Below are 25,072 nucleotides of genomic sequence, written 5' to 3'. Positions count from 1 at the left end.
AAATTCTCCAAGTTAAACAATAACTTCTTCTTTAACATTAATGTCTAATGGCTTTAACAAATTATATTCATTGACAATATAATCATACAGTTTAGTCGTTTTTTTAGTTTTTAAGGTGACGACCAAAGAATAATTTAACTCTGGCAATGAACGCATTTCTTTATTGGATAATGCGTGACCTTCATCTCTAGTTAAATAGCGAATATCAAGACATGGCTCTAAGATACTTGTTGAGAAAAATGAATCACTCACTTTATAACATGTTTCCCACTTATGGGCGTCTCTTCTAAGTGTTTGTTCGTTACCATAAATTTTTGTTTTACTAAAAAGAGTTCTAGTAGCAGCTTCGGATGGTAATTTACCCGTAACTTTATCTAAAGTAAATTTTTTGCTATGCGGACGAAAAGTGACTTCAATTCCCGCGCGTGAATAACTCACTGGATGTTGATGATCGACCTCAGTATAAAAACAAATCGTTGCCTCCAATGCGACATTCGTCTTTATTTTTTGTAAAATACTAGGACACGGAATAGCGGCTCTTACACCACTACTTTTGTTCAAAATACCTTGGTAAATAATTGTAACTGAATCATCAGAACAAAATACAAAATTATGTAAATTTTTATCAACCCGCCCCCAACCACAACCTTTTTTATCATTGTTAGATTCCGCAGAGTGGATTAACAAACTTCTCAAAGTGGCAGGAGGTAACTTACCTAGAGTCATTCGATCTAATCGTGCAGCTAATCGAGTAACCAAGGGTGCTGCAAAACTTGTCCCATATTTCTTTTTCTCCTCAAAATCGTATAAACCAATAAGTCTAAGTTTTTCTCCTTGGTCAGAATTGCATCCACCAAAAAAAACAACATCCGGTTTAACATATCCTGGACGTCGACCAGGGCCGATACTACTATAATTTGCTCTAGACCATTTGTTTTTCTGAGAGTCAGTTGCGCCAATACTCATACCGTTAAGGATATCGGCCGGAGGCTGAATTCGAGCTAAATCCTCATCCTCTGGAAAATCATTAAGCATTCCTCCAGTGTTACCAGCCGCAATTATTAAGAGCACAGAACCATCAGCAGCAATTTTATCTAGAGTCGATGTCCAGAGATTCGGCTCATCATCTGGGCAAGGAACTTCCGGCCCTAAGCTTATATTGGCTATTTTATACTTTCTTTTAGAAAGGACTGAGCATATACGGTCAAGAACATCTACTAAACCAATATCTTCATCATCTTTTTCGCAATAGATTTTGTAGTGATCTAATGGAATGATTTCATGTTCATCTGAAGAAAGTTCTTCCATCGTTCCATACATCACAGCGGATGTTACAAGCTCGCCATGAGTAAATATTTTAGAATCACCATCGTTACTTCCTGTCAGATCAAAATATCTAAGATGCGTAGTTGATAGCTGGCTAGATATTAAACCGCCATCAAAAACTGCAACCAATGGTTGAGCATTTGCATTTTGAATCTCATGTTTAGATACAGCGATAGATTCTTTACCAGATACTTGTTTTTTTGCATCTGAGTTAACATCATCCATATCTAAAAAAGAATTAAATAAATTTATTTTAGATGCAGGCCTAACAACACGCACGAATACAAATTTAGCTAGTTCACTTATTTTAGAACAGTCAATTTTAACAAAACAAAATGCTAACCCACCAATAAACCTTATCTTACTTTTATCTATTTCACCATCCATCTTTTCGATAAAAGATATAAAACTTAAGACTTTATCTTTCTCTGTCTCGTCGGCATGCAAAACCACCTCATAAGTGTTATATTGCTCATCTTCTTTTGATTTTATTTTATCTTTGAATGAATATAATCGTAGCTCCTCTATTTTACCAATATCAGTACTAACCTCCTCGCTGAGATTATTTTCTTCAATATCGGCAAGAAGCTTCTCAAAAGAAGATTTTTTCCCGGATAAAAAATATAGCGAACTTGAGACGGATTGAGTCTTTTGAACTTTATTAACAGCAGTCTCAGGTTTAACAAAAACCTCTTTGCTACCAATACTAGTCAGTCCGTAGTCATTTAGCAAAGCTTTAGGATAATAGCTCTTAGCTAAAAAACTTGGATGAAGGGTTAAAGCTGTTACAATCGTATCATTAGGCTTGGCGTCAGCAGGAAGTTCATCTGCTTCAATCAGTGTATTTGCTAGTTTTGTTGCAACACGCCTAGAAGATATGTTGTAAGGATAAGGGTGAGGTTCATCACCAGGTGGTCTTCCTGAATAATCATTCGGAATAGCATATTTTTCACCATTACCTAAAATAACTTTTTTCATGTACATCCCTTATTCAGAAAGAGCTTTTTTTATCGTAGGCCTAGAAATATTTAATATTTCGGAAACCTTACGTTGTGAAACATTTGCTGTTACTAAATGCACAGCAATATTCTTTTTTTCTTCCAGCGTGAAATTATCTTTTTCTCCATTCTTTAAAAAAGATGTCGCTAATTGTGAAATCATATCTTTATTATCCAAAATAACTGATTTTTGGATAAGATTTATATCATTTCTGATATCACTATATGACATACCCTTGAACAAAATTGATAAATCAGCTATTTTTTTATTACCGGTTAAATTTAACAGAAACTCTTTTATTTCCTTGTCTTGCGGATATTTAAAATCGAGTTTTATTTCGAACCGTCTCCAGATCGCAGGATCAAGAAGCTCAGCATGATTAGTAGCCGCTATTAATATAGAAGTGCTAGGCCAATGATCTATTGCTTGTAATAACACAGTGACCAGTCGTTTAAGCTCGCCAATATCGCGTTCATCATCTCTTTTCTTTGCTAATGAATCAAATTCATCGAGCAATAAGATACATGGAGTATTAGATGCCTCTTTAAATATATTTATTAAATTATTACCTGACTGCCCTAATAAACTACTCATTATGGCAGCTAAATTTACTACTTTAATCGGCAATCCCATTTCACGAGCTAGCCATTCTGCTGTAAGTGTTTTTCCAACACCCGGCGGCCCTTTAAAAATAAGAGTTTTGATTGGCTCTAATTTATGTTGAGCTAGTTTTCTCGCATTTTTGTGCTCTTTAATAACTTGGCTTAGAGCCTCTTTGTTTTGTGAGCACAGCACTAATTTATTCAATTCATCATCATTCTTTTTTGCATCGAATAAAAACGTGTTATTTTCCTCACCTTTTATGAGGTGCGGATTGATCCTTTCTGGCGCTGAGCGTAATGAATTACCAATCATTTTTGATAATTGCTTACTTGACTCGGGGTCAGTTGTGCGCAGCTCACTGCTTAAAATATTAGCAATGATTTTCACTTGCTCCAACTTGCCTGACAGCGCTGAGTCCACCAACCGCACAATCAATTTACCATTCACGTAACCACCAATTCATTGATTTATAATGCAAAAAATAAAACATGGTATATTATAGTTCTTTTTCCTCATAAAGTTTACCAATTTTGTATACATTTTATGGCGAGAACGTACGGACAGTTACGCAGGAGTTCGATGCTGTCCTCTTATAGGACGCCCCCTCAGATGAAGAATGCAGTAAACTCACCTGGGACGGTTATCTATCAAGTTACAACTCTTAGGTATACTGCCCAAAACATCTTGATATGACGTTTTCAGGATCAGGTTGTTTCACCGTGGGTGCCGCTCTGCGCCAGACAATCCCCGCCTGAGCAAAGTAACGATAGAGGACATTTTGCGTCAGAGAGAGGTTGAGTCATTCATTAAGGGTATGAGTCATGAGCTCAAGGCTCCAGCGAGAGCGGAGATAGCCTAATTCTTGGGGGGATTGCTGTAATAAGACAAGCAATAAGTTATAGAGAGGGGAGAGATCCCAGACAGCAGGTCGGCCAACGGGTAAACTTTTGAGTCCTTCGAGCCCATATAACGTAAACCACTCAACCCAACGATTGACGGAAGAACGCGCGGCGTGAAGGGTTTTAGCAACATAAGTCACCGTCAATCCCTCATTGAGCATCAATAGCGCCGTCAATCGACGGGAATAGTTCTTATCGCGAGTTTTATGGATAAGTTTTCTCATTTTCTGGCATTCATCTTGAGGTATGGGTGCTATGATAGGCATCACTCAGTCCGTGTTGGGGTTTGGGATTTTTCGCAATTGATCAGATCGCAAAAATCGGACTGAGTTCCCTTCCAGTGATCTACTATTTTGAAAATTTATTTAGTTACACGATTTGGAAAAAAGGTAGTAGACGAAGAACTTTCATCAATTGGCAAACTAAAGTACTTTTATGGCAATTACGCTAAACAGCTGGAGTTTAGGGGGATGCATCATGAATTTCCCCTACTAAAGCTGTTAATTGAGGAATTATTACGCTTAGGGCACCATGACATTGTTAAATTTCTTCAAGGTATTCGGCGAGATTACGAGGGTCTTCTTCCTATCTATGTTGAATTAGTGGCTGCTATCATGTTTTATGCGATCTTAACAGGTGATCGTGACCGCTTCCTGATGCGTTTCATGAGGATTCAGCGTTGGTTTGACGATACGGCTTTATCCACAAGGCATCCATTTCGGGCATGGGGCAGGGACAACTACGAAAGATGCATGTACCTACTTCTAAGGCGATATCTACGGCACTTTTTTGGCGCAGCTATTGAGAGTCCCCAAGAAATTGTTGATCTCTACAACAGCTTTTTCTCACTTCAGGTTGTTGACGTCGGGGAGATGAGCCAAATCGTTAGCTTTTTCTATTTCATGGGCAGGCAGAGCAAAGAGACTACCTTTTTTATCATCCCAGAGTATGTGTTTGACACACTACCAGGGTCAGGCGACGCCTTCGGAAGTGGTCTTAAACTAAGTTGAAGAGGTGATGCAATACCATACACAAATAGCGCCAAAATTGTCGTTTTTGGCGCTCATTTTTCCACGCTTTGTGGCGACAATACAGTAAGTTAACTTACCACTACCATTCCAAAAAATTTCACACCCTCATTACCCCTTTGAAGTACCGAAAGACTTTCAGGTAATACATTCAAAGGAGCGCCTTATGTCCAAACACACTGATTCACAGGATGCGGTAAACGCATTCCAAGCCTGCCTTAGCTTCCTACCCTTCTCTACAACTGAACGCATCCTGAAGCAATTAAAGCAATCCATCGACTACGAGCCAGTGATTGGAATTATGGGTAAAACCGGCGCAGGTAAAAGCAGCCTTTGCAACGCACTATTCCAGGAGCAAATTTGTCTGACTAGCGAGCTTATGGCTTGTACCCGTGAGCCACAGCGCTTGGTCCTCACTGTGGGCGAACGCAGCATAACCCTTATCGATCTTCCTGGTGTGGGCGAAACTCCTGAGTTCGATGCTGAGTATATGGCGCTCTATCATCGTTTGTTTGTTGAACTGGATTTGGTTATTTGGGTATTACGGGCTGAAGACCGCGCTCGGGCAATAGATATTACAACGCACCGATTATTACTTTCTAATGGCGCTGATGCATCACGTTTCTTATTTGTGATAACACAGGCTGAATGTATTCCTCCGTTGCCAACTAACTCTGAGTGCAGGGATCGGCCTTCTCCAACACAATGCCTTTCATTGGCCGCCATCAGCGCCCAAATTGCGGGTCAGTTTCCCTCTTCTTATCCGGTAATAGCAGTTTCCGCTCATACTGGCTACAACCTGACTGTCCTTGTAGAGCTTATAGTGCATGCATTACCGATACAGGCTAGCAGCGCCTTTTATCGCCAATTGAAACCAGAGAACCTAACCACAGAGAGCAACGATGCTGTACGCCAGCGGTTTGGCGAGATGGCAGGAACTGCATTTGATACGGTGATAAACCCTGACTCTTTCCCATCAGGCTGGACCATCTTTTTGAGAACACTGCGCCAAAAACTAGTGCAACTTGCCGCCGTGTTGTGGGACAGAGTCTTTGGCTAACTCCATCTCCGTCAGGTTGTGTCGCTATGATGAATGTTTATCAGACAAAACCTTTCTTAACAATGCGTTATCGTGCCGCACTATTTTTCAGATTTCAGTACTTTAACCTATCTTTGCCGACATAACGTGTCCGGCCTGTGCTGCATAATAACCGAATGAAATAGAAACATATTTATTGCCCTGAGAGGCCATATGTCCGTCAACGAGCAAGACTCACGTTACGACCGACTGGCGATCAGATTATCGGTCATTATTAGCCGCCTGCTTTCGGGAGAAACACTCTCACTCAAATCTCTGGTGGATGAATTCGGTGTCTCTGAACGCACTTTACAACGTGACTTCAATCAGAGGCTAATCCACCTGGATATTCTGGATGAAAATGGACGATACCGTTTGAATGATTGCCAACCACCCGATTATTCATCTGGCGCATTCTCGTTTATCCGTACCACAGGGATTGCGCGGATAATCCCGGTGCAAGACAGGCAACTAATGAACCTGCTAATGAACGAGTCCGGGACTTCACCTTGTCTGATCTGGCATGCCCCCTTGAAATCCCATGTCGCGTTACCCGAGTTCTTTTCCCATCTTGTGCAGGCTATCAGCCAGAAACGACAAATCACTGTGTTGGTTGAAGGGGAGTGTCATGAAGCATTGGAGCCTTACCGTCTTATTCACTATGTGGAGGAATGGTATCTGGTGGTGTGCCAGTCGGGAAAAATCCGTGTGTTTGCTCTGACCAGTATTGGCGCTGTCACGCTTGATGAGGGGCGCTTTAAACGTCGCGAAGATATTTCATACCTGACTGCTGGTGAGTGCTTTATTGCGGCACTACCGCATTTTCCTCTTATCAGTGATGTTATTAACACATTTCGCTATTAGTCCCAGCTATCAGGAAGACCTGATTTAGCCTGTATATCTTATCTGTTATGGAGAACCTTTAATGAAAATAATCATACCTCTTAAAACTACGATACTGACAGTGATGTTAGGTGCCTCAGCTTTTAATGTTTCCGCAGCATGGCAAGTGAGTGGGACTTTTTGTCAGTCCTACACTGATGATGGACGAGTACTTGTTCGCGTAAGACCCGCAACAATAGGTTTGATTGAGCAGCAACCGCAATGCAACGGACGGGGCTCTACCGAACTATCAGGCTGTGCAAACCACCACTGCGACAAAAGATATCCAAAACATTATCAGCATGCTGAGGCCATACATCCCTAGGGAAGTATGGCCTTTTCGCTTTTATGCCCGAAGGAATTAATTATGACCCGATTAGCCAGCCGCTTTGGTGCGGTCAATTTAGTGCGCCGTGATCGCCCGTTAACCCAAGATGAACTGGCGCATTACGTTCCGAGTGTCTTCAGTGAAGAAAAGCATGAATCCCGCAGTGAGCGTTACACTTACATCCCTACCATTACCCTCCTCGACAACCTTCAACGCGAGGGTTTTCAACCGTTCTTTGCCTGCCAGACCCGCGTGCGAGATCTGAGTAAGCGAGAGCACACCAAACACATGCTGCGCCTGCGTCGCGAAGGACAAATTACCGGCAAACAGGTGCCAGAAATAATTCTGCTCAATAGCCATGACGGTTCAAGCTCATACCAGATGCTGCCGGGATTGTTCCGTGCGGTTTGCTAGAACGGGCTAATATGCGGTGAGAGTTTTGGCGAAGTGCGCGTACCGCATAAAGGAAATGTGGTGGAGAAAGTGATTGAAGGAGCTTATGAAGTGCTCGGAATATTTGACCGGGTAGAAGAGAAGCGCGATGCCATGCAGTCACTTCTGTTACCGCCACCCGCTCAGCAGGCAATGGCGAAAGCTGCATTAACCTATCGCTTTGGTGAAGAGCATCAACCAGTGACGGAATCGCAGATACTTTCGCCACGCAGATGGCAGGATGAAAGCAACGACCTTTGGACTACCTACCAACGCATTCAAGAAAACCTGATTAAAGGTGGGCTATCGGGACGAACCATCAAAGGTAAACGCGCACATACCCGTGCAGTGAAAGGTATCGACGGTGATGTGAAGCTCAATCGAGCACTGTGGGTTATGGCTGAGAATATGCTGCAACTTGCTTCATAAACTCTATCATGAAGGCTCTTTTGCCCCTACGACTAAACTCGTAGGGCTTTTTGCTTTAAGGAACAATTATGTCTGCACTCAATTTATTCCCGGAATTTCCTGTAAACGAGCAACGTGTTATTCACCGCGCACTGCGATTGCTGGAGAAGTATCAGCGTCAACCCAGTGAATCATTTACTAGCACCAGCGTTACTAAAACCTGGCTTCAACTCAGGATGGCACACCTTGAGCGTGAAGTTTTCATCGTGATGTATCTCGACAATCAGCACTGTTTGTTGGAACGAGAAACACTGTTTACCGGCACTCTGAGCCATACCGAGGTGCATCCCCGCGAAGTGGTGAAATCGGCCCTGAAGCATAATGCTGCTGCGGTAATTCTGGCGTACAACCATCCATCTGGTACGACAGAAATCAGCCAGCAAGATAAAAATATTACTCAGCGGATCGTGAAAGCGCTGGCGCTGGTGGAAGTGCGTGTGCTGGATCATCTCGTAGTCGGGAATGAGACAATTTCATTTGCTGAGCTGGGATTACTTTAAAAGGAGGTTTTCATGTCATTAATACCAGCCCATGAATGGGGACTACAAAGAGAAATTGTTCCACGGTTTGGTGCCAGATTAGTTCAGGAAGGCAACCGGCTGCATTATCTGGCTGACAGGGCTGGTTTAATGGGCAATTTCAGCGATACGGAATGCTTCAAATTGAATGACGCATTTCTGCACTTTATCAGCCAGATGGAATCGATGCTGACCACTGGTGAACTGACCCCCTGCCATCATCACTGTGTCACGCTCTACCACAACGGTTTTACCTGCGAAGCCGACACCTTGGCAGTTGCGGCTACGTGTACATCGCCGCTTATCCCACTCAACGCTAACTAATTTCACGAGAGCAAACATGAATACTCAACCTGCAACAACTCCACAGGCGGCGAAGCCATGTCTGTCGCCCGTGGCTGTCTGGCAAATGTTACTGACAAGCTTGCTGGAACAGCACTATGGCCTGACGCTAAACGACACGCCGTTCAGTGATGAAACTGTTATTCAGGAACACATTGAGGCCGGTATTACTCTGGCCGATGCCGTAAATTTTCTGGTTGAACGCTATGAGCTAGTTCGTATTGACCAAAAAGGCTTCTCTGTGCAAGATCAAGAACCTTGGTTAACATCTATGGATGTCCACCGAGCGCGATTTAAACTCAACATGGAACGTTTATAATTTAACCAGTTAACTGACAAGGAAAAACATGTGGGGGCATAATTGGGGGCATACTCACAAATCGCATAGAAAAATACTCAATAAATTCAACATGATTATCCATCTAATGCGACTCCTGTGATCGCCAATTGAGTTCTTTTGAACACCATCAAACTCAACAAATTGTTGTAACATTAATTGGGTAACGTGTGCATCGTTCAACGGATCGCCATTTGCATCTTCCTCTCATTGCCTTAAACTTTTCCTATCTTTGGTACAAGGAAAATCACATGTCGCACTACTGGTGGAAGGATCTTCTCGACCGGAACAACACTTGGCAGGGGCTGGAACTGCATAATCAGGCGGATCCCGCTGCGGTTGCAGCGATGGAAATGTGTAGCGGCCATAATGGCCGCATGACACTGTATATTCGCGAGACGCCGCTATTCTGGGCCTCGATGTTAAAAGATCATTCCGGCGTTTGGCTGGTGTTTAACACAGATCATCTGGACCAGCACGCACTGTTGCCGCCCATGACTTCGCAGGAGGTGGGGTCGATTCAACGTGCTGGGCCGCAAGCATGGACCGGTGGATGGTGCCGCTATTTTGCCCGTCATCTGCTAGAGTCCTCCGTTACGCTTTTGCCCGCCCGCCGCTGGTTGTTGCGGCCCATGTCACCCGTCGCGCCCACTGCGCCTTATACCCTTGAACGACAGATACCGGTTGAGTGCTGGTGTTTTCACGCGCCTGCCAGCGCCGGGAATATCGGTTGTGACTGGGCACTATACGGCGAAGATTTCCCCGATCTGATAACCCCTAAGCGCATCTCGCTGGTGGATTGGTGGTGGGGCGGCAATCGAAGAAGGGATCCCACCGCAGTTCCTAGTGCTCAGCGAACTCAGTGAACGGACGTTCGTGCCGGATCCAGAGTATCAGGTACGGGTGCTGCGGGCATTAGAAGTGCAGCAACGCAATAACTTCGGCTGCAATATCGATGGCATTAACCAGACACTAATCAATCTATATGATACGCGCTATCTCTATGCATCTACCCATAGCCGTGCCGTGCTGGGTGATGGCGAATCTTGGGAGAGGGAAGTGAAGGACTACCTACATAGACATCAGGCCAATGACTTTCTGGAGAAGATCCTACATCGGATCGCGTAATTCAGGGTAGGGAGACAACATTTATGCGTCTATGCGTCATGTTTTCAATGAGTACCGGGACACTATCCTCGCGTTTGTCGGCATCATTATCGTCAGCATCTCACTCGGTTTTGCTCTTTGGCAGGAGAGGGTAGAGATCAAACATCATCATGTTTCCGTTGAACCGCGAATAAATGCTTATTTCTCCAATGATGGTCGGAAAAATATGTGGGGGCATAATTGAGGACTCACGTCAAAATTGCATAGAGAAATAACCAATAAATCCAACTGAATGGTCTACGTTTAAGTAAGAAATGTTTCATCTGATTTTTTAGTAAAAACATCCCCAATGAAGGAGGTTAATATGGGTGTACCTTACGTCCGACTCGATAAAAATAAAGTAGCCGTTCTGCTGGTTGACCACCAGACCGGATTGATTTCTCTGGTACGTGATATTGAGCCTGACAAATTTAAGAATAACATTCTGGCATTAAGCGATCTTGCTAAGTACTTCCACCTTCCTACAATTCTTACCACTAGTTTCGAAACCGGACCAAATGGGCCACTGATCCCTGAGTTAAGGGAGCAGTTCCCTGATGCGCCTTACATTGCCAGACCTGGTAACATTAATGCTTGGGACAATGATGACTTTGTTAAGGCTGTTAAAGCAACAGGTAAAAAGCAGCTTCTTATTGCAGGTGTTGTCACCGAAGTGTGCGTAGCATTTCCGGCATTGTCAGCGATTGAAGAAGGGTTTGATGTTTTTGTTGTAACCGATGCATCAGGTACATTTAATGAAATGACACGAAACGCAGCATGGGATCGTATGTCACAAGCAGGGGTTCAGTTGATGACCTGGTTTGCAGTTGCGTGTGAGCTGCATCGTGACTGGCGAAATGATATCGAAGGACTGGCAAATCTATTCTCCAGCCATATTCCAGATTACCGTAACCTGATGACCAGTTTTAATCTTCTGACAAAGGAGTAACAACGATGTCATGCAACAGGAAGGGCTGAGTCATGATTACATTAATGGATAATTATGTTACAGGAACCCTATCCGATTACAGTGATAATCCTGCCTTGCAGACTTTCCGGGGATATTATTGATTCTAATAACTGACAGTATATAGTTAAAGGATCTCTATACAGAGGTCCTTTTTTGTTTTCATGAGAGGGGAATGTAAAGATGTAATATCCTTATAATTACAGTTCCATCTTATTAGGTAATTAAATTATTCATAGGATTATATACTGTGAAATATTATTGTGTTTTCATTGGAATGGATAGCGTAAATGAAACAATTAGGAAAAGTGAAAAATAATTTATTGAGCGACCAAGTTATAAATTCCATACTACATAGACTATTTTACATGAATATGAGTTTAATGATGATTATATAATAGGTAGAGTAAAAGGAATATGTATGTCTTATTTTTTATACAGCAGTTAATGTTGAGGGAAATAAGAAATTAAGAATGCCTCAGATTGAGGCATACATTAAAATTAGAGAATATTTTAATCAACTAGATAATAAAAAGGCATTAGCTCGAATACTTGAAGAAGTTAAGAGGATGATAAAAGTAAACGAGATTATAGAAAGAATGGTAGCTTTTTTTAGTGAGAGATGTTCAGCCTGATGAACTCATAACTGCTGTTTTTGAGAGTGAATACGATAGCATCGAAAACATTAATAAATATAATGAATTATTTTTTAATAAAGAAAGTTATTTTATAGTATAGGCAAAATTATTTTCACTTATTATGCTAATGCAATGTAGTATGTAAATTTTAATTTCTGCTGAGAAATTTATGTAATAGATTTTCTTAGCTAGTAAAAGATTTCATTAAATTTAAAAGTAAAATTAAAGAGAGATAGTTTTTTATGAGTAATAATGATAAACCTAATGTTGCGGTTGGTGGTTCAATGAATACTAAAATAGGTCCATATGATGTTCATATTGAAGGTGTTCACCCAATTTCATATTATGAAGGTAGTTCTCCCTTTGATTCTAATGATCAAAAAATTGAAATTCAGGATAAATTACAATTAGATTCAGAAACAAGTTTTTTGCCAAATTTTTCAGCAACTGGTGGTTACATGAGTTCTGGGCAAATGGTAAAGGCACTAACAGATGGTGCTAAATATGCTCCAATGGGAGGCATTGGCTTTGCGGATATAGTTAATACTTATAAAGATAAATATAACAAAGAGAATTGCCCTATTTGTGAAAAAAAAGATTGTCCGGTTTTAAAAAGAGATTGTGAGAATATATTGAGGGGGATAAAAAATTTGGCTCAGAGAAAAAAGCATTTTTGATGGGTAATCCAAATATCACCAGACCAATTATGGCTAATAGATACGTTTTTAATTCAACATTACCTGTTGTAATGAGTTATGTATCTAAGTTTGAAGGAAGAATTAATTCAAATGTAAATACTCTGAGAGAATTTTTTGATGATCGATTCTTTTTAGAGCAGAAGATAAATTCATTTAGATTACTACCAGTTAAAATTCAAGCTGTTTTACAAATATTTGTTTATGGAAGGGATGCAAGAGATTCAAAATATGATAAATTTTATAATAACCTTAAAGGATCTATAGGAGAAGTAAATTATAATAAAGCTATAAAAGAGCTACATGATAATATGCCGCTGACAGAAAGAAATCTTTTTGTTTTAAATGAATTAATAAAAGCAAATGGTAATATTAATAATGAGGTAGGGAAAATAAAAAAATTAACTACATACTTAGCTGATTTTGATAAAAAATATGGGTATGGAACAGGAGAAGATGCTAGCTATTCTGAAGACTGGTATGGTGCTTATACTGGTGAGAGCAATAACTTGCCTCAGAAAATGAAGGAAATCTTATTTGCGATGCGGCACCCTATTGCAGCCTATGATATTGGGCTCTACGAAAGAGGTGCTACCAATATCACGACTAATGCGGTACGTTTTTCAACCCAGGGGAATAGTAAAACGAACCCCAATGGTACATTACTGGATAATAAATATAAGGAAGGCTCCCAGGTCAATGCTTTCCGGCATACACTATGGCAAGCTACCATTGCTGCTCGGTATGGTGAGGAAGTCGCACTCCATGCAGGCAATGCTCATGAAAGTAATCCTAAAATAGATCTTAACATCCGGCAGTTTGCTGCCCTTAAGGACGCTGATCAGACAATTGATTTACTCAATAACCAGATAGGGCGTAGGATTGGCCTACAGAGCGGGAACTCGTCAATGAAAGCGCAGGCCAAGGCAGTGTTGAATCGCTTTCATAAAGAGGGACTGTATGTTACCAAGAAAAATGCGATGGGGTTTGAGATTGTCAAAGAAAAAATCACCGATGAGCAGTTTTCTTATATGAACTCGGTATTTGAAAGAGGAAATGAAGATGGCTTTTCACCTGAGTAACTATTGGCGATGCAATTGGAACAGCAGAAAAAATAAAATCATTTTTTTTTTCATGTACATTGCTGATAGTTTTTTTTGTGTTCAATAGTAACCGACAGTTTAGCATTGTGAAGAGTATGTTTGATTATGCTGATAAACATTGCCAGCAAAGCACAGACTGCGTGGTTAACATCAGCAAAATCACGCCGTTTAAATGGGACACTTTGTATGTTATTGATAGTGGCTGGAATCTTGACGAAATTAAGTCTGTCATTGGTGCTGAGTTAAAGGAAAGGACTGATATCTTTTCCAAGATTATCTTTGTTAAGGATGGGCAAGTGGTTTATTTCGAAGAGTATTATTATTATCCGGATTCAGGGGATGAAAAAATTTTGGTTCTCGATTTTGATTATGAGAATCAGGAAAAAGGGCTTATAGCTTATTATCGTGTTCCCAGAGAAGCTCCCAAAATTGTCATAAAAATGAAAGGAGACCCATCAGTAGAGGACAAAATTTACTATTTATTTTCTTCCGCTAATGAGCAGCAGGTTCAGAGGAACCCCTCATCATTCCGAAAACCATCATGATGCCTTGATGTTAAAAAAACGCATCATAATACCCGGTGATATTTGCCGGGTTTACTAAATAATAGCAACAATACACCATACCAGCTAAAGAAATGAAAACTAACAACAATATCAATACCCTGCACTTGATTCTTGTTGCCATAAATGTGCGGCTAATAGGGCTTTCCAGGGGGCGAAATCTGCCAACCATTTTTCTGCTTGTTCTGCGGAAACTTTTTCATTTTGATTGAATAATCTTTGGATATTACGTCTTACTGCGACGTCGCCATGCAATGAGCCATTTAAATAGTTAAATCCTCGTAACAGGGAATAGTTAATTGTCCACATACCAATGCCTTTTATAGCGAGTAGATTATCTATCAATTGCTGAATATCTGTCTCACTATTAGAGATTGCTAATGTTAATTCACCAGATTCAATTAATTGACTTAAGCGGAGTAATGCCTTGGCTTTGCTGACGGAAAATCCGCATTGGCGTAATTCATCTTCTGAATGGTTGACAATTTGTCTGGCGGTTGGAAAGCACCATAGCCCGGAAGAGTGCTGAACGCCCATTGCCTGAATAAATCTCCTGCGAATAGAGATGGCTGCACTGACGCTGATCTGTTGGCCTATAACCGCCCAACTTAATGCTTCAAACGGTGTGGCCGATTGATAAATTTTTAGACCTGATTGTCTGGCAATAAGTGAACCAATAACCGGGTGTTCTTTATATAAACACTCAAATAGATGAACTGGCTGTAGAAGCCCTAGCATATGTGATGCTAAAGTAGATAAGCGCTCATCAGGGCCTGTTGTGTCACCATCAATCTTAAGTTGTATATGTGCGGTTTTTGCATTAATCGCTATGGTTAATTCCGCAGGTTTGTCATCCCACATCATCCCTTTTTGAATTTTATTCTGTTCCACAATTTCAGCGATATTTTGTTTATCCCTTTGATGAAGAGCGAAAAAATCGTGGGTATGATAATTATCGGGTAATGTAATTTCTGTGGATAAAGTTGTTTGCATTTCTTCTCTCCAAAGGTATGGGTGTTTTAGTTAGCACTTTGGATAAAAAATCACTGAACCTTGTTTTTAAATTTTAAAATTTTTTCTGACAGGAACAATATCGTTAATTTGTGGTCTTTGTATATGTTAGTTAAAGGAGGGATTAATGAAAGCATATTATTTTAATTTACGACAGAGAATTTTGACATTTGCTCTGCTTTTTTCATGTTATATAGGTTTTGCTTACTCAAATACAAATGCGCATAAACAGTTTTTCCGTCATGATGGTAGTGAAATAACTTACTATCTTAAGCAAAGAGGTGGTAAGAATCTATTGGTGCTGATACAGGGCTCTGATTGTAATAGTATCGCCAATAATAAGTTTGTGAATAATACATTCAGCGATATTTATCCCGATAGTGATGTTCTGACTGTGGAAAAATATGGCATTAATGCATCACTCCCTTGGTCTGATGTTGTTGAGCGTTCAGATTGTCCTAAGGCTTATATTCGGTTGGATACGCCAGAGCAGCGAGTTAAGGATTATATTCAGATCATTGATTATCTGAAACATCAGAATAAATATAAAAAGATCGTCATTTTGGGTGGAAGTGAAGGAGCAGTGGTTGCTAATTTAATAACATCACAAGTCAATTATATTCATAGAACCGTGTCACTGAATGGTGGAGGTCGGTATTTCGCTGATGATGTTATTCATAGTATGAGGAGTGAGGTGCCACCAGAGCATATCGATGAAGCAATTAAAGAATTTAGGGATTTTCAGCAAAAAATAGCTACCGGGAATAATATGGGTCATATAGAGATGAGTAATCACGGTGCTAATTGGTGGAGAATCTCACTTGGTATTGATCAATATAAAGTGTTAAGTCAAACTAAAAGACCTATCTTGATTATTCAAACACTAAATGATAATTCCGTCAGCGCTGGCTCAGCGATAAAAATGGAAGAACAATTAAAGAAAGATAATATTACCTTTTATCAATACCCAGGTCTAAGTCATGGATTTAGGAATAGTGAAGGTGTTTTGCAGATTACTCCTATAGTTGAAGATATAAAGAATTGGTTATCTATACCCGTCGTCTTTCAAGTTGCCTCTTTGTTGGCTGCACTCACTCACCCCGGTCACATAGTTATCTATGCTCCCGGGGATTCGCTCCCTTGCCGCCGCGATGCATCTTGAAATCCATAGGGTATATACCCGTTATCCTTCAAGTTGCCTCTTTGTTGGCTGCACTCACTCACCCCGGCCACATAGTTTGTTATGCTCCCGGGGATTCACCCCCTTGCCGTCGCGATGCATCTTGAAATCCATAGGGTATAGGGATTATGGATAACCGTCTGTTATCTAAAATAGTATTAATTCGCCGATTTTTTCATATTGGGAAGTGATATTAAATTTGGAAATAAAACGTGGTATAGTCAAAATTGACACCACGTTTTTTTGTATTATTTTTGCGTAGTGATTGTTATTAATTCCATATCTCATTTGTTATTATAATGGGTGAATGGGATGTAATTATAATATTTACTATAAATCATCACTTGATTAATATACCGCTTGTTATTTCTACAAAATATAGTGTTAAAACGTTATGAATTATTTGTTGTTTATGAAATGATGTTCTCGACTTTAGCTTTTGTAGAGTAGAGGGAAATAGCTGTTTATTTTTCATTATTTTTCATTATTTTTCATTATTATTTATCTCTGTCATTATATTCGATTGAAAAAATTACTGAAATATCCTGCTCATTACAGGATGTAATATCTTTTTTATTTTCCATTGGGTAATAAAATATTGATTTTAAATTAATTAAATTTATTTTTTTATTTTATTGACAATACATTAATGGCATCTATAGTTATATGTATTAGATAAAGCATCAATATGGCATCAAAAATGCTATAGATATTATCTAAATGCTGGATAAATTCCTGATAAACACCTTATTTTCTAGTGAAAATGGTTACCGTTTTGTGTGGGCAAGATAAATAGCTTATTGTATATATTTTTGAGTGATATAAGTTATTTATCAATTAGTTAGATTAAATTTTGGAGTTTATATTATGATAATTAAGAAAGATATTTTATTAAATGAAGAGCTAATTGTCGATGATGAGCTTAAAGTGGGTAAAGTAGAGAAGGTCAATATTGATATTCTGTCACCCAGCTCAGTTATCGTTAGTCTAAATATTTTAGGCGTAGTTGATGATTTTCATCTATTACTCATTGATGGTGATAAAGATAAAGACAAGATTGTGCTGCTCTATCTTTCTCTTTTACGTGTTCTTCATGAAAAATTAGAAGTGAAAGTAAAAATCGCAAAAAGTAATCTTACTAAGATAAAATATATAGTAGGAGTTGAAATTTAAGAAGTATTTGTTAAATTTCTAAATGAGTGCGTAGAATAATATATTCTGTAGAATAATTGAATTTTGTTTGAAAGATATAATCATATAGAGCTGGTTTTATTAAATTCAAAAAGATATTTTCTGCTAGATGCACTTAGTCAAAGGCAGAATGGTAATATTATCGCTCTGCCTTTTTCTATTTTAATGAATTGTTATGGAATTAAAGAAATAATATCAGACAAATAAACGCAGTTTATTTGTCTGTGGTAATAATGATATAGAGGGAAGCTAAACTATCTCTATTTTACATACTATTAGTTTAATCTAAACGTGGAGAGCTATGAGTAATATTACCTGAAGGTCGGTATATAGTTATATGATCAATACACCAATTATAATTTCTATGATTTATTTTTTAACTCTGTGATTATACCAATAAATTTACCTTTTTAAGAAGGGTGATAAATATCCATATTATTATAATTTATATATGTAACTGTTAGATGTGGAAAAAGTTAATGATATATCAAAGTTCTCGTATGAAAGATCTGCTTGGATTCACATAATAAGTGCAACATCGTTAATCTGGAAGTAAACATGTTCGTATTCCCTTAAATAATTCATTTGGTGTTTTCCCACCTCGTGTTTTTCGGGGGCGATTATTTAACCGATTTGACACAAAATTTATTTCCTGCTCAGAGATTTTATTAAAATCGGTTCCCTTTGGAAAGTATTGTCTAATTAACCCATTGATATTCTCGTTGATCCCTCTTTCCCAAGGCGAATAAGGGTGGGCAAAGTAAATTTGGGTTTCTAATGTTTCACTGATGATTTCATGATCTGCGAACTCCAAGCCGTTATCGAATGTGATAGTCTTAACCTTTTGTTTTAACGGGTATAATACTTTCACTGCCGCTTTCACGACTTCTGATGCCCGTTTACTATCAACTTTAACAATAATTGTATACAGCGTTTTGCGGTCAACTAGTGTTAATAATGCACTTTTTTTATCTTTCCCAATTATCGTATCCCTTTCCCAGTCGCCAATACGGGCTTTTTTATCAACGAGTTCCGGACGCTCATCAATACTGACCCGATTTTTAATTTTGCCTCTTCTTTCATAGCGACCATAGCGTTTGCGATAGGGTTTTCTGGCTATTCGCAGATGTTGCCATAAATCACCCCCCTCTATTTTATCTTGATAAATCAACCTATAAATCGTCTCATGATGCAACGATATCCCTTTATGTTGCTTCAGATAATCAGCCACCTGTTCAGGACTTAAGTCTTTCCAAATTAATCGTTTTATCCATTTTTTTACTTCCGGCGTTATTTTCACGGCTTTCTTTGCAAAATGACGACGAGCCAATCCCTTCAAATGAGCCTGTTCAGGGCAGTATATCTGGACTTCTTGATTTCTCTTCAATTCTCTGCTGATGGTCGACGGGCTTCGCTTAAGTGACTCAGCAATGAAAAGCGGTGAAAAACCGGCTTCTTTTAAACTGGAAATCTGGTATCTTTCTGTTTCGGTCAGTTGTGTATAGGCCATAGCGCATTCTCCTGTGGCGGGAAAGATGCCTACTATAGCAACTGACCGCCCTTCTGAAAAATTGCGCTTATTAGTCGAATCCGCCCTGCATTTCTATTTTCTGTGACAATGTAGACGTATTTTAAAATTAAGCTATCACCTTTATTTGACAACGTATGAATGGCATCTATAGTTATATGTGTTAGATAAAGTATTAATGTAGTATTAAAAATGCTAACTACTATATCTGATGCGTAGATGACCTATTAATGCATATTGATTTTATAGTAGAAGTGTCCTTTATCTTATATTCCACAAGTAAACAGTTTGTTGTTCTGCATCTTGGGTAATATAAGTCTATTTATAAATTAATTATATTTTGGAGTTTGATATGGATAGTACAATTGTCAGTAATGCTGATATTGATAAAGGTCAAAATTCTGGTAAAATAGTTAAAATTGAACTTGCCCTCGCGAAAAGTAAGACAGAGAGAAATGTAGTAAAATTTTATATCTCAGGCGATGTTTGTGTATTGGATAGTGATGCCTTGACGGGCGATGATTTTACTCAGGCTTATCTTATTCTTGTACACGCTTATTATAAGGGTGAGAAAGTAACGATTGATGTTGATCAAACTAACTCTCAAGTAAATATCATTACTGGAATAAAAGTTGGTGTATAGTGGTCTATTAGTTCAGATAAATTATAATTTTCTGATTAATAGCCTCACTAAATACAGAGATATTACAAGCAGGAATTAAGAGAAGTATTTCCTTGGTAGAATGAAATTAATTTTATTAAAATGTAGAAAGATTCTCTACTAAATGCACTTAGTCAAAGGCAGAATGATAATATTATCGCTCTGCCTTCCTCTATTGGAATTAATTATTGAAAAATAAAACAACAATATCTCATAAATAAATTCCACTTTACTTATCTTCGGTAATATTATTATAAGTAAATAATTATATAGCAAACAATCACATTAACTCTATTTTACAATGCTTAAATTTAATTCCTTTACAAATTTAAATGTCCATATATTATTGCTCGAAGAAAAACTTATATTTTTATTTTAAAGTGATAAAACCACAGTGAAACTATAAAGTTGTTTTTTATATTATTACCTTAATTGAAAGTTTTATGATGAAAAAATAAATTTTTTAACAGTTTCTTACTGTTTTAAATAGCTAATGTTATGATTTTTTGTTGGATTTGTCAGATCTAAAAAAATCATAGTTAATTTGAATTTTTAAACGGAAAGAAATGTAAATCTATAATATTATGTATGATGATATATTGAAATTGAATTTTTTCTAAGAGATTTATATTGATTAAAACAGGGTCGCAATTAATACAATTGTTATAGTTTTAAAGCGACATAATATTAAAATATCAGGAGACGACATGCTTGATTCGAATTTAACAGATAATGATAGTAAGAATTCTTCCCCAGTTTGTTCTTTTAATGAATGGGATCCACTTGAGGAGGTTATTGTCGGTGTCGTTGATGGCGCCAGATTTCCCGGTTGGCATATGGCGATAGAGCCAATACTACCACCGAATCAGATTGCTAATTTTCATCGGTATGCAGGTCGGTCATTTCCGCAAGAGCAAATTGATGCAGCATCTAGAGAATTAGAAGAGTTTGTCCATATTCTTGAAGGTGAAGGCGTGACAGTACGTCGTCCGGATCCGCAAGACCAATCTCAGGTATTTGGTGCGCCAGGCTGGAGTAGTACAGGGTTTTATTGTGCAATGCCTCGCGATGTGCTGTTAGTTATTGGAAATGATATTATTGAATGCCCGCTAGCATGGCGTTCTCGTTATTTTGAGACAGCGGCATATAAGACTTTACTTAAAGATTACTTTAAGAAAGGGGCAAAATGGAGCGCCGGGCCAAAGCCACAGTTGACCGAGGAACAATATAATTTCGAATGGCATCAGCCTAATAGCAAGGAGCGTGTTCCCCTTGCGATAACTGAGTTTGAACCGACTTTTGATGCTGCGGATTTTATTCGATGTGGGCGAGATATCATTGCTCAAAAGAGCCATGTTACAAATGAATTTGGTATTGAATGGCTTCGTCGTCATATAGGTGATGAATATCGTATTCATGTTTTTGAATTTAACGATGATAGCCCTATGCACATTGATGCCACTTTTGTTCCTATGGCGCCAGGAAAACTGTTAATTCACCCAGAAAAAGTATTAAAAATTCCTGAATTGTTTAGGAACTGGGATGTATTACATGCGCCGAAACCGGTTATTCCTGATGACCATCCTCTGTATACGACCAGTAAATGGATCAACATGAATATTCTGATGTTGGATGAACAGCGAGTGATTGTTGAAAAGCAGGATGAACCAATGATCGCTGCGATGAAACGCTGGGGCTTTACGCCTATTCCATGTAATTTCAGGAATTTTAATACGTTCGGCGGTTCCTTCCATTGTGCAACAGTGGATGTAAGACGGCGTGGAACTTTACAGTCTTATCTTGACTAGGAATAATGATGGCTATCTGGAGATATTCCCTTTGGGATGCAGCAATGTTTGCATTAAGTATCTTGCATACGGTAGCCACTATTACGCTAGTTGTTTATTGGAATGGTTTCACTATTATGGGGTGGTTGACTCATGTTATTCTCCTGACATTGATGATAACTTACAACATAATGGTGATCTCGCATTTTTTTACCCATACTCCCTGGTTTGTTTCTAATACCATGAATATGTTTGTGTCTATATTGAATTCAATGAATATTGGGCAATCTATACAGTCTTATCATTTGTCCCATGTTCGTAATCACCACAAATATAATAACGACCGGGGAGTCGGCGAAAGTGGACCTCAGGATACTTCTTCAACCTTTATCAATGGAAAAGAAATAGGGGAACATAATGCTCTTTGGCGTTATTCTACCATTGGTGGAATATTTACTCTTTATAACAGTTTAATTCGTATGTTATGGGCTATATTTATATGGCATAAACCGCTTAGTAAAGCTGATAGAGGATATGAAAAACTTCTTTCAAGAGTAAAAGTTAGGAGAATGAAAGAGTTGTGGCAATTGAGACTGGATAGATTATTTCAAGCGATGTGGGTTATTATCTTATTCACTTGGTCTTGGGAATAGAGCTTATTTTGCTATCTACCTTCTCTATATTTTGCCTTTGTTCTGGTTAATATACAAAATTATTATGAGCATTATGGTGCATTGCCGGAAAATAAATTTGCAAATTCAGCGAGTTACTATGGTCGTGTCTATAATTTTTTGATGTTTAATGATGGCTATCACCAAGAACATCATATCTCAGGAAACACGCATTGGAGGCTATTACCTGATTTACGTAGGAAATATTCGACTCAGCTTTCTGCACAGAAGAGGGTTATTAGTCCGGTACCTGCAATATTGGGTTTTTTACATAGACGTAGATCGTTACTTCATAGATCTATAAACCCTATGGATTTCAAGATGCATCGCGACAGCAAGGGAGTGAATCCCCGGGAGCATAGCGAACTATGTGACCGGGGTGAGTGAGTGCAGCCAACAAAGAGGCAACTTGAAAGATGACGGGTATAAACCAAAAATAATGGGTGAATCGACTATAATGCAAAAAAATTCGAGATTAGAGGAGCAACGCTGGCAGAATCGGAGTTTATGATATATGAAACATCAAACAATATATCTATACACGCACTTTCTGCCCTTTTGGATGGTCGCCTTGCGGCTTGTCGGGTTCGTAATTTTCTTCCGTCAGAACAAAGCAGGAAAATAATTGAGAACTTTTGGCGTTCCCCGGCACGGACTCCTCGTTACGGAGAAGGTATTGAAGGTGTTGAGGGATATTTCATTGGAGCATCGCATATTGAAAAAGATACCCGCCAATATATTGAAGAAGCGGAACATTTCCGTTCTTCAATTAATGAGGTGTTTCAAGATACGATCAATCCAATTGATCATTTCATTGATCAAGTAATTCATTTTAGTAGTAATACCCTACGGGTAATACGTCCTGCAATGTATCATGGTGTTGCGGCGGGTAATGTAAAAATTGTGTATTGGAATAATTTTGGCGAATTTCTTTTATTACCTCATGATGATCTTGCACAGTTAAGTGATCCGAGCCAGAGTGATTTTGAGATCCAACAGATTAATCGTGTTATGGCGGTAAATTTTTACGCTGACGTTCCTCAAAATGGCGGACAATTAAAAGTATGGAATATTCAACCTGATGACCAATCGCGTAGTGCCCTTGGTTTAACTTACAGTGGTTTTCCATACCCGTCGGAGTTATTGGAAGATCATGCAAGTATGGTGATTAATATTGAGGCGGGAGATTTGGTATTACTGAATGGGAACTTGGTCCATGCGGTACTGAATAGTAATACTATCTCTGCACCAGAACGGCGTTTACTGATGACCTGTTTTATGGGATTACAGCAAAATGGTGATCTTATTTGGTGGACCTAACGTAACGTGCTCATGGAGATTGAAAACTGCTCACAGATATTTATCTATACCCTATGGATTTCAAGATGCATCGCGACGGCAAGGGAGTGAATCCCCGGGAGCATAGATAACTATGAGACCGGGGTGAGCGAGTGCAGCCAACAAAGAGGCAACTTGAAAGATGACGGGTATATAATCGTATAATATGATTGCCTCTGAGAGAGGGTTGATATTTAATCGGTGTTAGATTTGGCTGCTGCGTTGACTTGTGTACATTAAATGTAAGACAGGGTGTGGATTCTCTATGATTTCTAAAGCTCAATGGATCTCTTATAGCTCGACTTTGATTTTTGTTTTATTGTGGAGCAGTGGTGCGATTTTTTCTCGGTGGGGACTCGATCATAGTACCGCGTTTGCCATTCTCACGATGCGTTTTGCTATTGCGCTTATTTTTTTGATATTTCTGGGATTATTATTCAGGCATAAGGGCTATTATTTACCTGAGCATGGTACTCGCAAACAGATAGCAGGCACCGGTATTTTGTTAATTGGCGGTTATTCTATTTGTTACTTTTTTGCTTTGGATAATGGGATCACGCCTGGCGTTTTGGCTACAGTTATGGGAATTCAACCGATTATCACATTGTTGGTGATCGAACGTCGTTTCTCGGTTGTACGTTTAGCGGGTTTATTATTAGCATTACTGGGTTTGGTATTAGTGGTGTATCAAAGCTTGGTGCTGTCTCGGTTTTCTATTGCTGGTATTACTTTTGCCTTAGCCGCATTGGCTTGTATTAGTATTGGTGCGATTTTACAGAAACGAATTCATCAAGCTCCCTCTGCGGTTTTACCCCTGCAATATAGTGTTAGCCTACTACTTTGTTTATTGTTTGTTCCTTTCCAACCTTTTGAGTTTCAACTGGTGCCTGGCTTTATTATTTCATTGCTATGGTTAGGGTTAATTATCTCTGTTGTGGCTCAATTATTACTTTACCGACTCATTCGGGCAGGTAATTTGGTGAATGTAACCAGTCTTTTTTATCTCGTTCCTGGTGTAACCGCTGTAATGGATTATTTGTTTCTGGGAAATTCATTACCTGCTCTAAGTTTGTTGGGAATGGTAGCCATTTTATCAGGACTTGTATTAGTCTTTCGTACAAAGAGAGTCTCTCTTGCCACTGAATAAATCTGGGTTACCGGGCTTACAATTAGTCCGGTAATTGCTTTTTTATGAATGTTGAAATCAGTACTAGCACGAATTCATCTGTTCTGATGAGTAACCACAGTTACTTTCTGTTTCTCTTTATATATTAAATGATAATCATTATTACTTGGATGTTGGTTATTTCCGTCTTACAGTACTCACAACATATTTATTGCTATCAGACTGCA

21 protein-coding genes and 5 pseudogenes are annotated in these 25,072 nt (G+C 38.9%); 21 read left to right on the top strand and 5 right to left on the bottom strand.

Annotated features, from left to right (window positions below; all coding sequences use genetic code 11):
- Positions 1 to 12 precede the first annotated feature (12 nt).
- From AAC155_RS05055 to AAC155_RS05045, 3 genes and pseudogenes are all read right to left on the bottom strand, one after another.
- Positions 13 to 2,304, bottom strand: a complete 2,292-nt coding sequence (locus tag AAC155_RS05055) for a S8 family peptidase (RefSeq protein WP_158536496.1) — start codon at positions 2,302 to 2,304, stop codon at positions 13 to 15.
- A gap of 9 nt (positions 2,305 to 2,313) precedes the next feature.
- Positions 2,314 to 3,375: an AAA family ATPase gene (locus AAC155_RS05050; RefSeq protein ID WP_113041261.1), complete on the bottom strand. Its 1,062-nt coding sequence runs from the start codon at positions 3,373 to 3,375 to the stop codon at positions 2,314 to 2,316.
- Positions 3,376 to 3,625: 250 nt separating this feature from the next.
- A pseudogene (locus tag AAC155_RS05045) lies at positions 3,626 to 4,093 on the bottom strand (helix-turn-helix domain-containing protein); the annotation flags it as partial.
- Positions 4,094 to 4,297: 204 nt separating this feature from the next.
- Between AAC155_RS05045 and AAC155_RS05040 the strand changes: the two are divergent.
- The 13 genes and pseudogenes from AAC155_RS05040 to AAC155_RS04975 all read left to right on the top strand — a co-directional run bounded on the left by AAC155_RS05040 (position 4,298) and on the right by AAC155_RS04975 (position 14,334).
- Positions 4,298 to 4,837 (top strand): hypothetical protein, encoded by a 540-nt coding sequence (locus AAC155_RS05040; RefSeq protein ID WP_191214742.1) that lies wholly within the window; start codon positions 4,298 to 4,300, stop codon positions 4,835 to 4,837.
- A 184-nt stretch (positions 4,838 to 5,021) separates the two neighbouring features.
- On the top strand, positions 5,022 to 5,915 hold the full coding sequence (locus AAC155_RS05035) for a GTPase family protein (RefSeq protein WP_113041260.1): 894 nt from the start codon (positions 5,022 to 5,024) through the stop codon (positions 5,913 to 5,915).
- A gap of 192 nt (positions 5,916 to 6,107) precedes the next feature.
- Positions 6,108 to 6,797 (top strand): helix-turn-helix transcriptional regulator, encoded by a 690-nt coding sequence (locus tag AAC155_RS05030; protein ID WP_113041259.1) that lies wholly within the window; start codon positions 6,108 to 6,110, stop codon positions 6,795 to 6,797.
- A gap of 61 nt (positions 6,798 to 6,858) precedes the next feature.
- Positions 6,859 to 7,140, top strand: a complete 282-nt coding sequence (locus AAC155_RS05025; RefSeq protein WP_228902798.1) for a hypothetical protein — start codon at positions 6,859 to 6,861, stop codon at positions 7,138 to 7,140.
- A gap of 42 nt (positions 7,141 to 7,182) precedes the next feature.
- Positions 7,183 to 8,004 (top strand): annotated as a pseudogene (locus tag AAC155_RS05020) (DUF932 domain-containing protein).
- A gap of 68 nt (positions 8,005 to 8,072) precedes the next feature.
- Positions 8,073 to 8,543: a RadC family protein gene (gene radC, locus AAC155_RS05015; RefSeq protein ID WP_113041258.1), complete on the top strand. Its 471-nt coding sequence runs from the start codon at positions 8,073 to 8,075 to the stop codon at positions 8,541 to 8,543.
- A gap of 12 nt (positions 8,544 to 8,555) precedes the next feature.
- Positions 8,556 to 8,881, top strand: a pseudogene (locus AAC155_RS05010) (type IV toxin-antitoxin system YeeU family antitoxin).
- A 20-nt stretch (positions 8,882 to 8,901) separates the two neighbouring features.
- On the top strand, positions 8,902 to 9,222 hold the full coding sequence (locus tag AAC155_RS05005; protein WP_113041257.1) for a TA system toxin CbtA family protein: 321 nt from the start codon (positions 8,902 to 8,904) through the stop codon (positions 9,220 to 9,222).
- A 269-nt stretch (positions 9,223 to 9,491) separates the two neighbouring features.
- A pseudogene (locus AAC155_RS05000) lies at positions 9,492 to 10,368 on the top strand (hypothetical protein).
- A 343-nt stretch (positions 10,369 to 10,711) separates the two neighbouring features.
- Positions 10,712 to 11,335, top strand: coding sequence for an isochorismate family cysteine hydrolase YcaC (ycaC, locus tag AAC155_RS04990; RefSeq protein WP_113041256.1), 624 nt, complete (start codon positions 10,712 to 10,714; stop codon positions 11,333 to 11,335).
- 898 nt (positions 11,336 to 12,233) lie between these two features.
- Positions 12,234 to 12,668, top strand: a complete 435-nt coding sequence (locus tag AAC155_RS04985) for a hypothetical protein (RefSeq protein ID WP_113041255.1) — start codon at positions 12,234 to 12,236, stop codon at positions 12,666 to 12,668.
- Positions 12,668 to 13,768, top strand: a complete 1,101-nt coding sequence (locus AAC155_RS04980; RefSeq protein WP_113041254.1) for a DUF6973 domain-containing protein — start codon at positions 12,668 to 12,670, stop codon at positions 13,766 to 13,768. The genes AAC155_RS04985 and AAC155_RS04980 overlap by 1 nt, the downstream gene beginning before the upstream one ends.
- A 116-nt stretch (positions 13,769 to 13,884) precedes the next feature.
- Positions 13,885 to 14,334, top strand: a complete 450-nt coding sequence (locus AAC155_RS04975; protein ID WP_113041253.1) for a hypothetical protein — start codon at positions 13,885 to 13,887, stop codon at positions 14,332 to 14,334.
- Between the two features lie 111 nt (positions 14,335 to 14,445).
- Here the strand turns inward: AAC155_RS04975 and AAC155_RS04970 are convergent, their stop codons facing one another.
- Positions 14,446 to 15,345 (bottom strand): DNA-3-methyladenine glycosylase family protein, encoded by a 900-nt coding sequence (locus tag AAC155_RS04970; protein ID WP_113041252.1) that lies wholly within the window; start codon positions 15,343 to 15,345, stop codon positions 14,446 to 14,448.
- 145 nt (positions 15,346 to 15,490) lie between these two features.
- On the opposite strand from AAC155_RS04970, the gene AAC155_RS04965 reads away from it, so the two are divergent.
- Positions 15,491 to 16,525 (top strand): alpha/beta hydrolase family protein, encoded by a 1,035-nt coding sequence (locus AAC155_RS04965; RefSeq protein ID WP_113041251.1) that lies wholly within the window; start codon positions 15,491 to 15,493, stop codon positions 16,523 to 16,525.
- 885 nt (positions 16,526 to 17,410) lie between these two features.
- Complete coding sequence (locus AAC155_RS04960; RefSeq protein WP_113041250.1) at positions 17,411 to 17,716, top strand: Cro/Cl family transcriptional regulator; 306 nt, start codon at positions 17,411 to 17,413, stop codon at positions 17,714 to 17,716.
- 559 nt (positions 17,717 to 18,275) lie between these two features.
- Here AAC155_RS04960 and AAC155_RS04955 read toward each other — a convergent pair.
- Complete coding sequence (locus tag AAC155_RS04955; protein ID WP_113041249.1) at positions 18,276 to 19,244, bottom strand: IS30 family transposase; 969 nt, start codon at positions 19,242 to 19,244, stop codon at positions 18,276 to 18,278.
- A gap of 370 nt (positions 19,245 to 19,614) precedes the next feature.
- On the opposite strand from AAC155_RS04955, the gene AAC155_RS04950 reads away from it, so the two are divergent.
- The 6 genes and pseudogenes from AAC155_RS04950 (at position 19,615) to AAC155_RS04925 (ending at position 24,866) form a co-directional block, all read left to right on the top strand.
- Positions 19,615 to 19,905, top strand: a complete 291-nt coding sequence (locus AAC155_RS04950) for a hypothetical protein (protein WP_113041248.1) — start codon at positions 19,615 to 19,617, stop codon at positions 19,903 to 19,905.
- 725 nt (positions 19,906 to 20,630) lie between these two features.
- Positions 20,631 to 21,731, top strand: a complete 1,101-nt coding sequence (locus AAC155_RS04945) for an amidinotransferase (RefSeq protein ID WP_113041247.1) — start codon at positions 20,631 to 20,633, stop codon at positions 21,729 to 21,731.
- Positions 21,732 to 21,736: 5 nt separating this feature from the next.
- Positions 21,737 to 22,768 (top strand): annotated as a pseudogene (locus tag AAC155_RS04940) (fatty acid desaturase family protein).
- The gene (locus AAC155_RS04935; RefSeq protein ID WP_158536495.1) at positions 22,752 to 22,892 is read left to right on the top strand and encodes a hypothetical protein; all 141 of its coding nucleotides are present in this window, start codon (positions 22,752 to 22,754) and stop codon (positions 22,890 to 22,892) included. Before AAC155_RS04940 ends, AAC155_RS04935 begins: the two are co-directional and overlap by 17 nt.
- A complete protein-coding gene (locus tag AAC155_RS04930) occupies positions 22,889 to 23,701 on the top strand; it encodes a 2OG-Fe(II)-dependent halogenase WelO5 family protein (RefSeq protein ID WP_113041246.1) in 813 nt (270 codons plus the stop codon). The genes AAC155_RS04935 and AAC155_RS04930 overlap by 4 nt, the downstream gene beginning before the upstream one ends.
- Positions 23,702 to 23,984: 283 nt before the next feature.
- A complete protein-coding gene (locus tag AAC155_RS04925) occupies positions 23,985 to 24,866 on the top strand; it encodes a DMT family transporter (RefSeq protein ID WP_113041245.1) in 882 nt (293 codons plus the stop codon).
- The last annotated feature ends 206 nt before the right edge of the window (positions 24,867 to 25,072 follow it).

The sequence above is a fragment of the Photorhabdus sp. HUG-39 genome (assembly GCF_963878365.1).
GTDB classification, from domain to species: domain Bacteria; phylum Pseudomonadota; class Gammaproteobacteria; order Enterobacterales; family Enterobacteriaceae; genus Photorhabdus; species Photorhabdus kayaii.
Note: the sequence above shows the minus strand (reverse complement) of the source record. Positions and strands in the feature narration are given on the sequence as shown.

Excerpts from the sequence above, each read along its gene's own strand:
- AAC155_RS05005 (WP_113041257.1), top strand. The coding sequence starts at position 8,902 with ATGAATACTCAACCTGCAACAACTCCACAGGCGGCGAAGCCATGTCTG.
- ycaC (WP_113041256.1), top strand. The coding sequence starts at position 10,712 with ATGGGTGTACCTTACGTCCGACTCGATAAAAATAAAGTAGCCGTTCTG.
- AAC155_RS05025 (WP_228902798.1), top strand. The coding sequence starts at position 6,859 with ATGAAAATAATCATACCTCTTAAAACTACGATACTGACAGTGATGTTA.
- AAC155_RS05055 (WP_158536496.1), bottom strand. The coding sequence starts at position 2,304 with ATGAAAAAAGTTATTTTAGGTAATGGTGAAAAATATGCTATTCCGAAT.
- AAC155_RS05040 (WP_191214742.1), top strand. The coding sequence starts at position 4,298 with ATGCATCATGAATTTCCCCTACTAAAGCTGTTAATTGAGGAATTATTA.
- radC (WP_113041258.1), top strand. The coding sequence starts at position 8,073 with ATGTCTGCACTCAATTTATTCCCGGAATTTCCTGTAAACGAGCAACGT.
- AAC155_RS04985 (WP_113041255.1), top strand. The coding sequence starts at position 12,234 with ATGAGTAATAATGATAAACCTAATGTTGCGGTTGGTGGTTCAATGAAT.
- AAC155_RS04945 (WP_113041247.1), top strand. The coding sequence starts at position 20,631 with ATGCTTGATTCGAATTTAACAGATAATGATAGTAAGAATTCTTCCCCA.
- AAC155_RS04980 (WP_113041254.1), top strand. The coding sequence starts at position 12,668 with ATGGGTAATCCAAATATCACCAGACCAATTATGGCTAATAGATACGTT.
- AAC155_RS04975 (WP_113041253.1), top strand. The coding sequence starts at position 13,885 with ATGTTTGATTATGCTGATAAACATTGCCAGCAAAGCACAGACTGCGTG.
- AAC155_RS04960 (WP_113041250.1), top strand. The coding sequence starts at position 17,411 with ATGATAATTAAGAAAGATATTTTATTAAATGAAGAGCTAATTGTCGAT.
- AAC155_RS04930 (WP_113041246.1), top strand. The coding sequence starts at position 22,889 with ATGATATATGAAACATCAAACAATATATCTATACACGCACTTTCTGCC.
- AAC155_RS04970 (WP_113041252.1), bottom strand. The coding sequence starts at position 15,345 with ATGCAAACAACTTTATCCACAGAAATTACATTACCCGATAATTATCAT.
- AAC155_RS05035 (WP_113041260.1), top strand. The coding sequence starts at position 5,022 with ATGTCCAAACACACTGATTCACAGGATGCGGTAAACGCATTCCAAGCC.
- AAC155_RS04955 (WP_113041249.1), bottom strand. The coding sequence starts at position 19,244 with ATGGCCTATACACAACTGACCGAAACAGAAAGATACCAGATTTCCAGT.
- AAC155_RS04965 (WP_113041251.1), top strand. The coding sequence starts at position 15,491 with ATGAAAGCATATTATTTTAATTTACGACAGAGAATTTTGACATTTGCT.
- AAC155_RS05030 (WP_113041259.1), top strand. The coding sequence starts at position 6,108 with ATGTCCGTCAACGAGCAAGACTCACGTTACGACCGACTGGCGATCAGA.
- AAC155_RS04950 (WP_113041248.1), top strand. The coding sequence starts at position 19,615 with ATGGATAGTACAATTGTCAGTAATGCTGATATTGATAAAGGTCAAAAT.
- AAC155_RS04925 (WP_113041245.1), top strand. The coding sequence starts at position 23,985 with ATGATTTCTAAAGCTCAATGGATCTCTTATAGCTCGACTTTGATTTTT.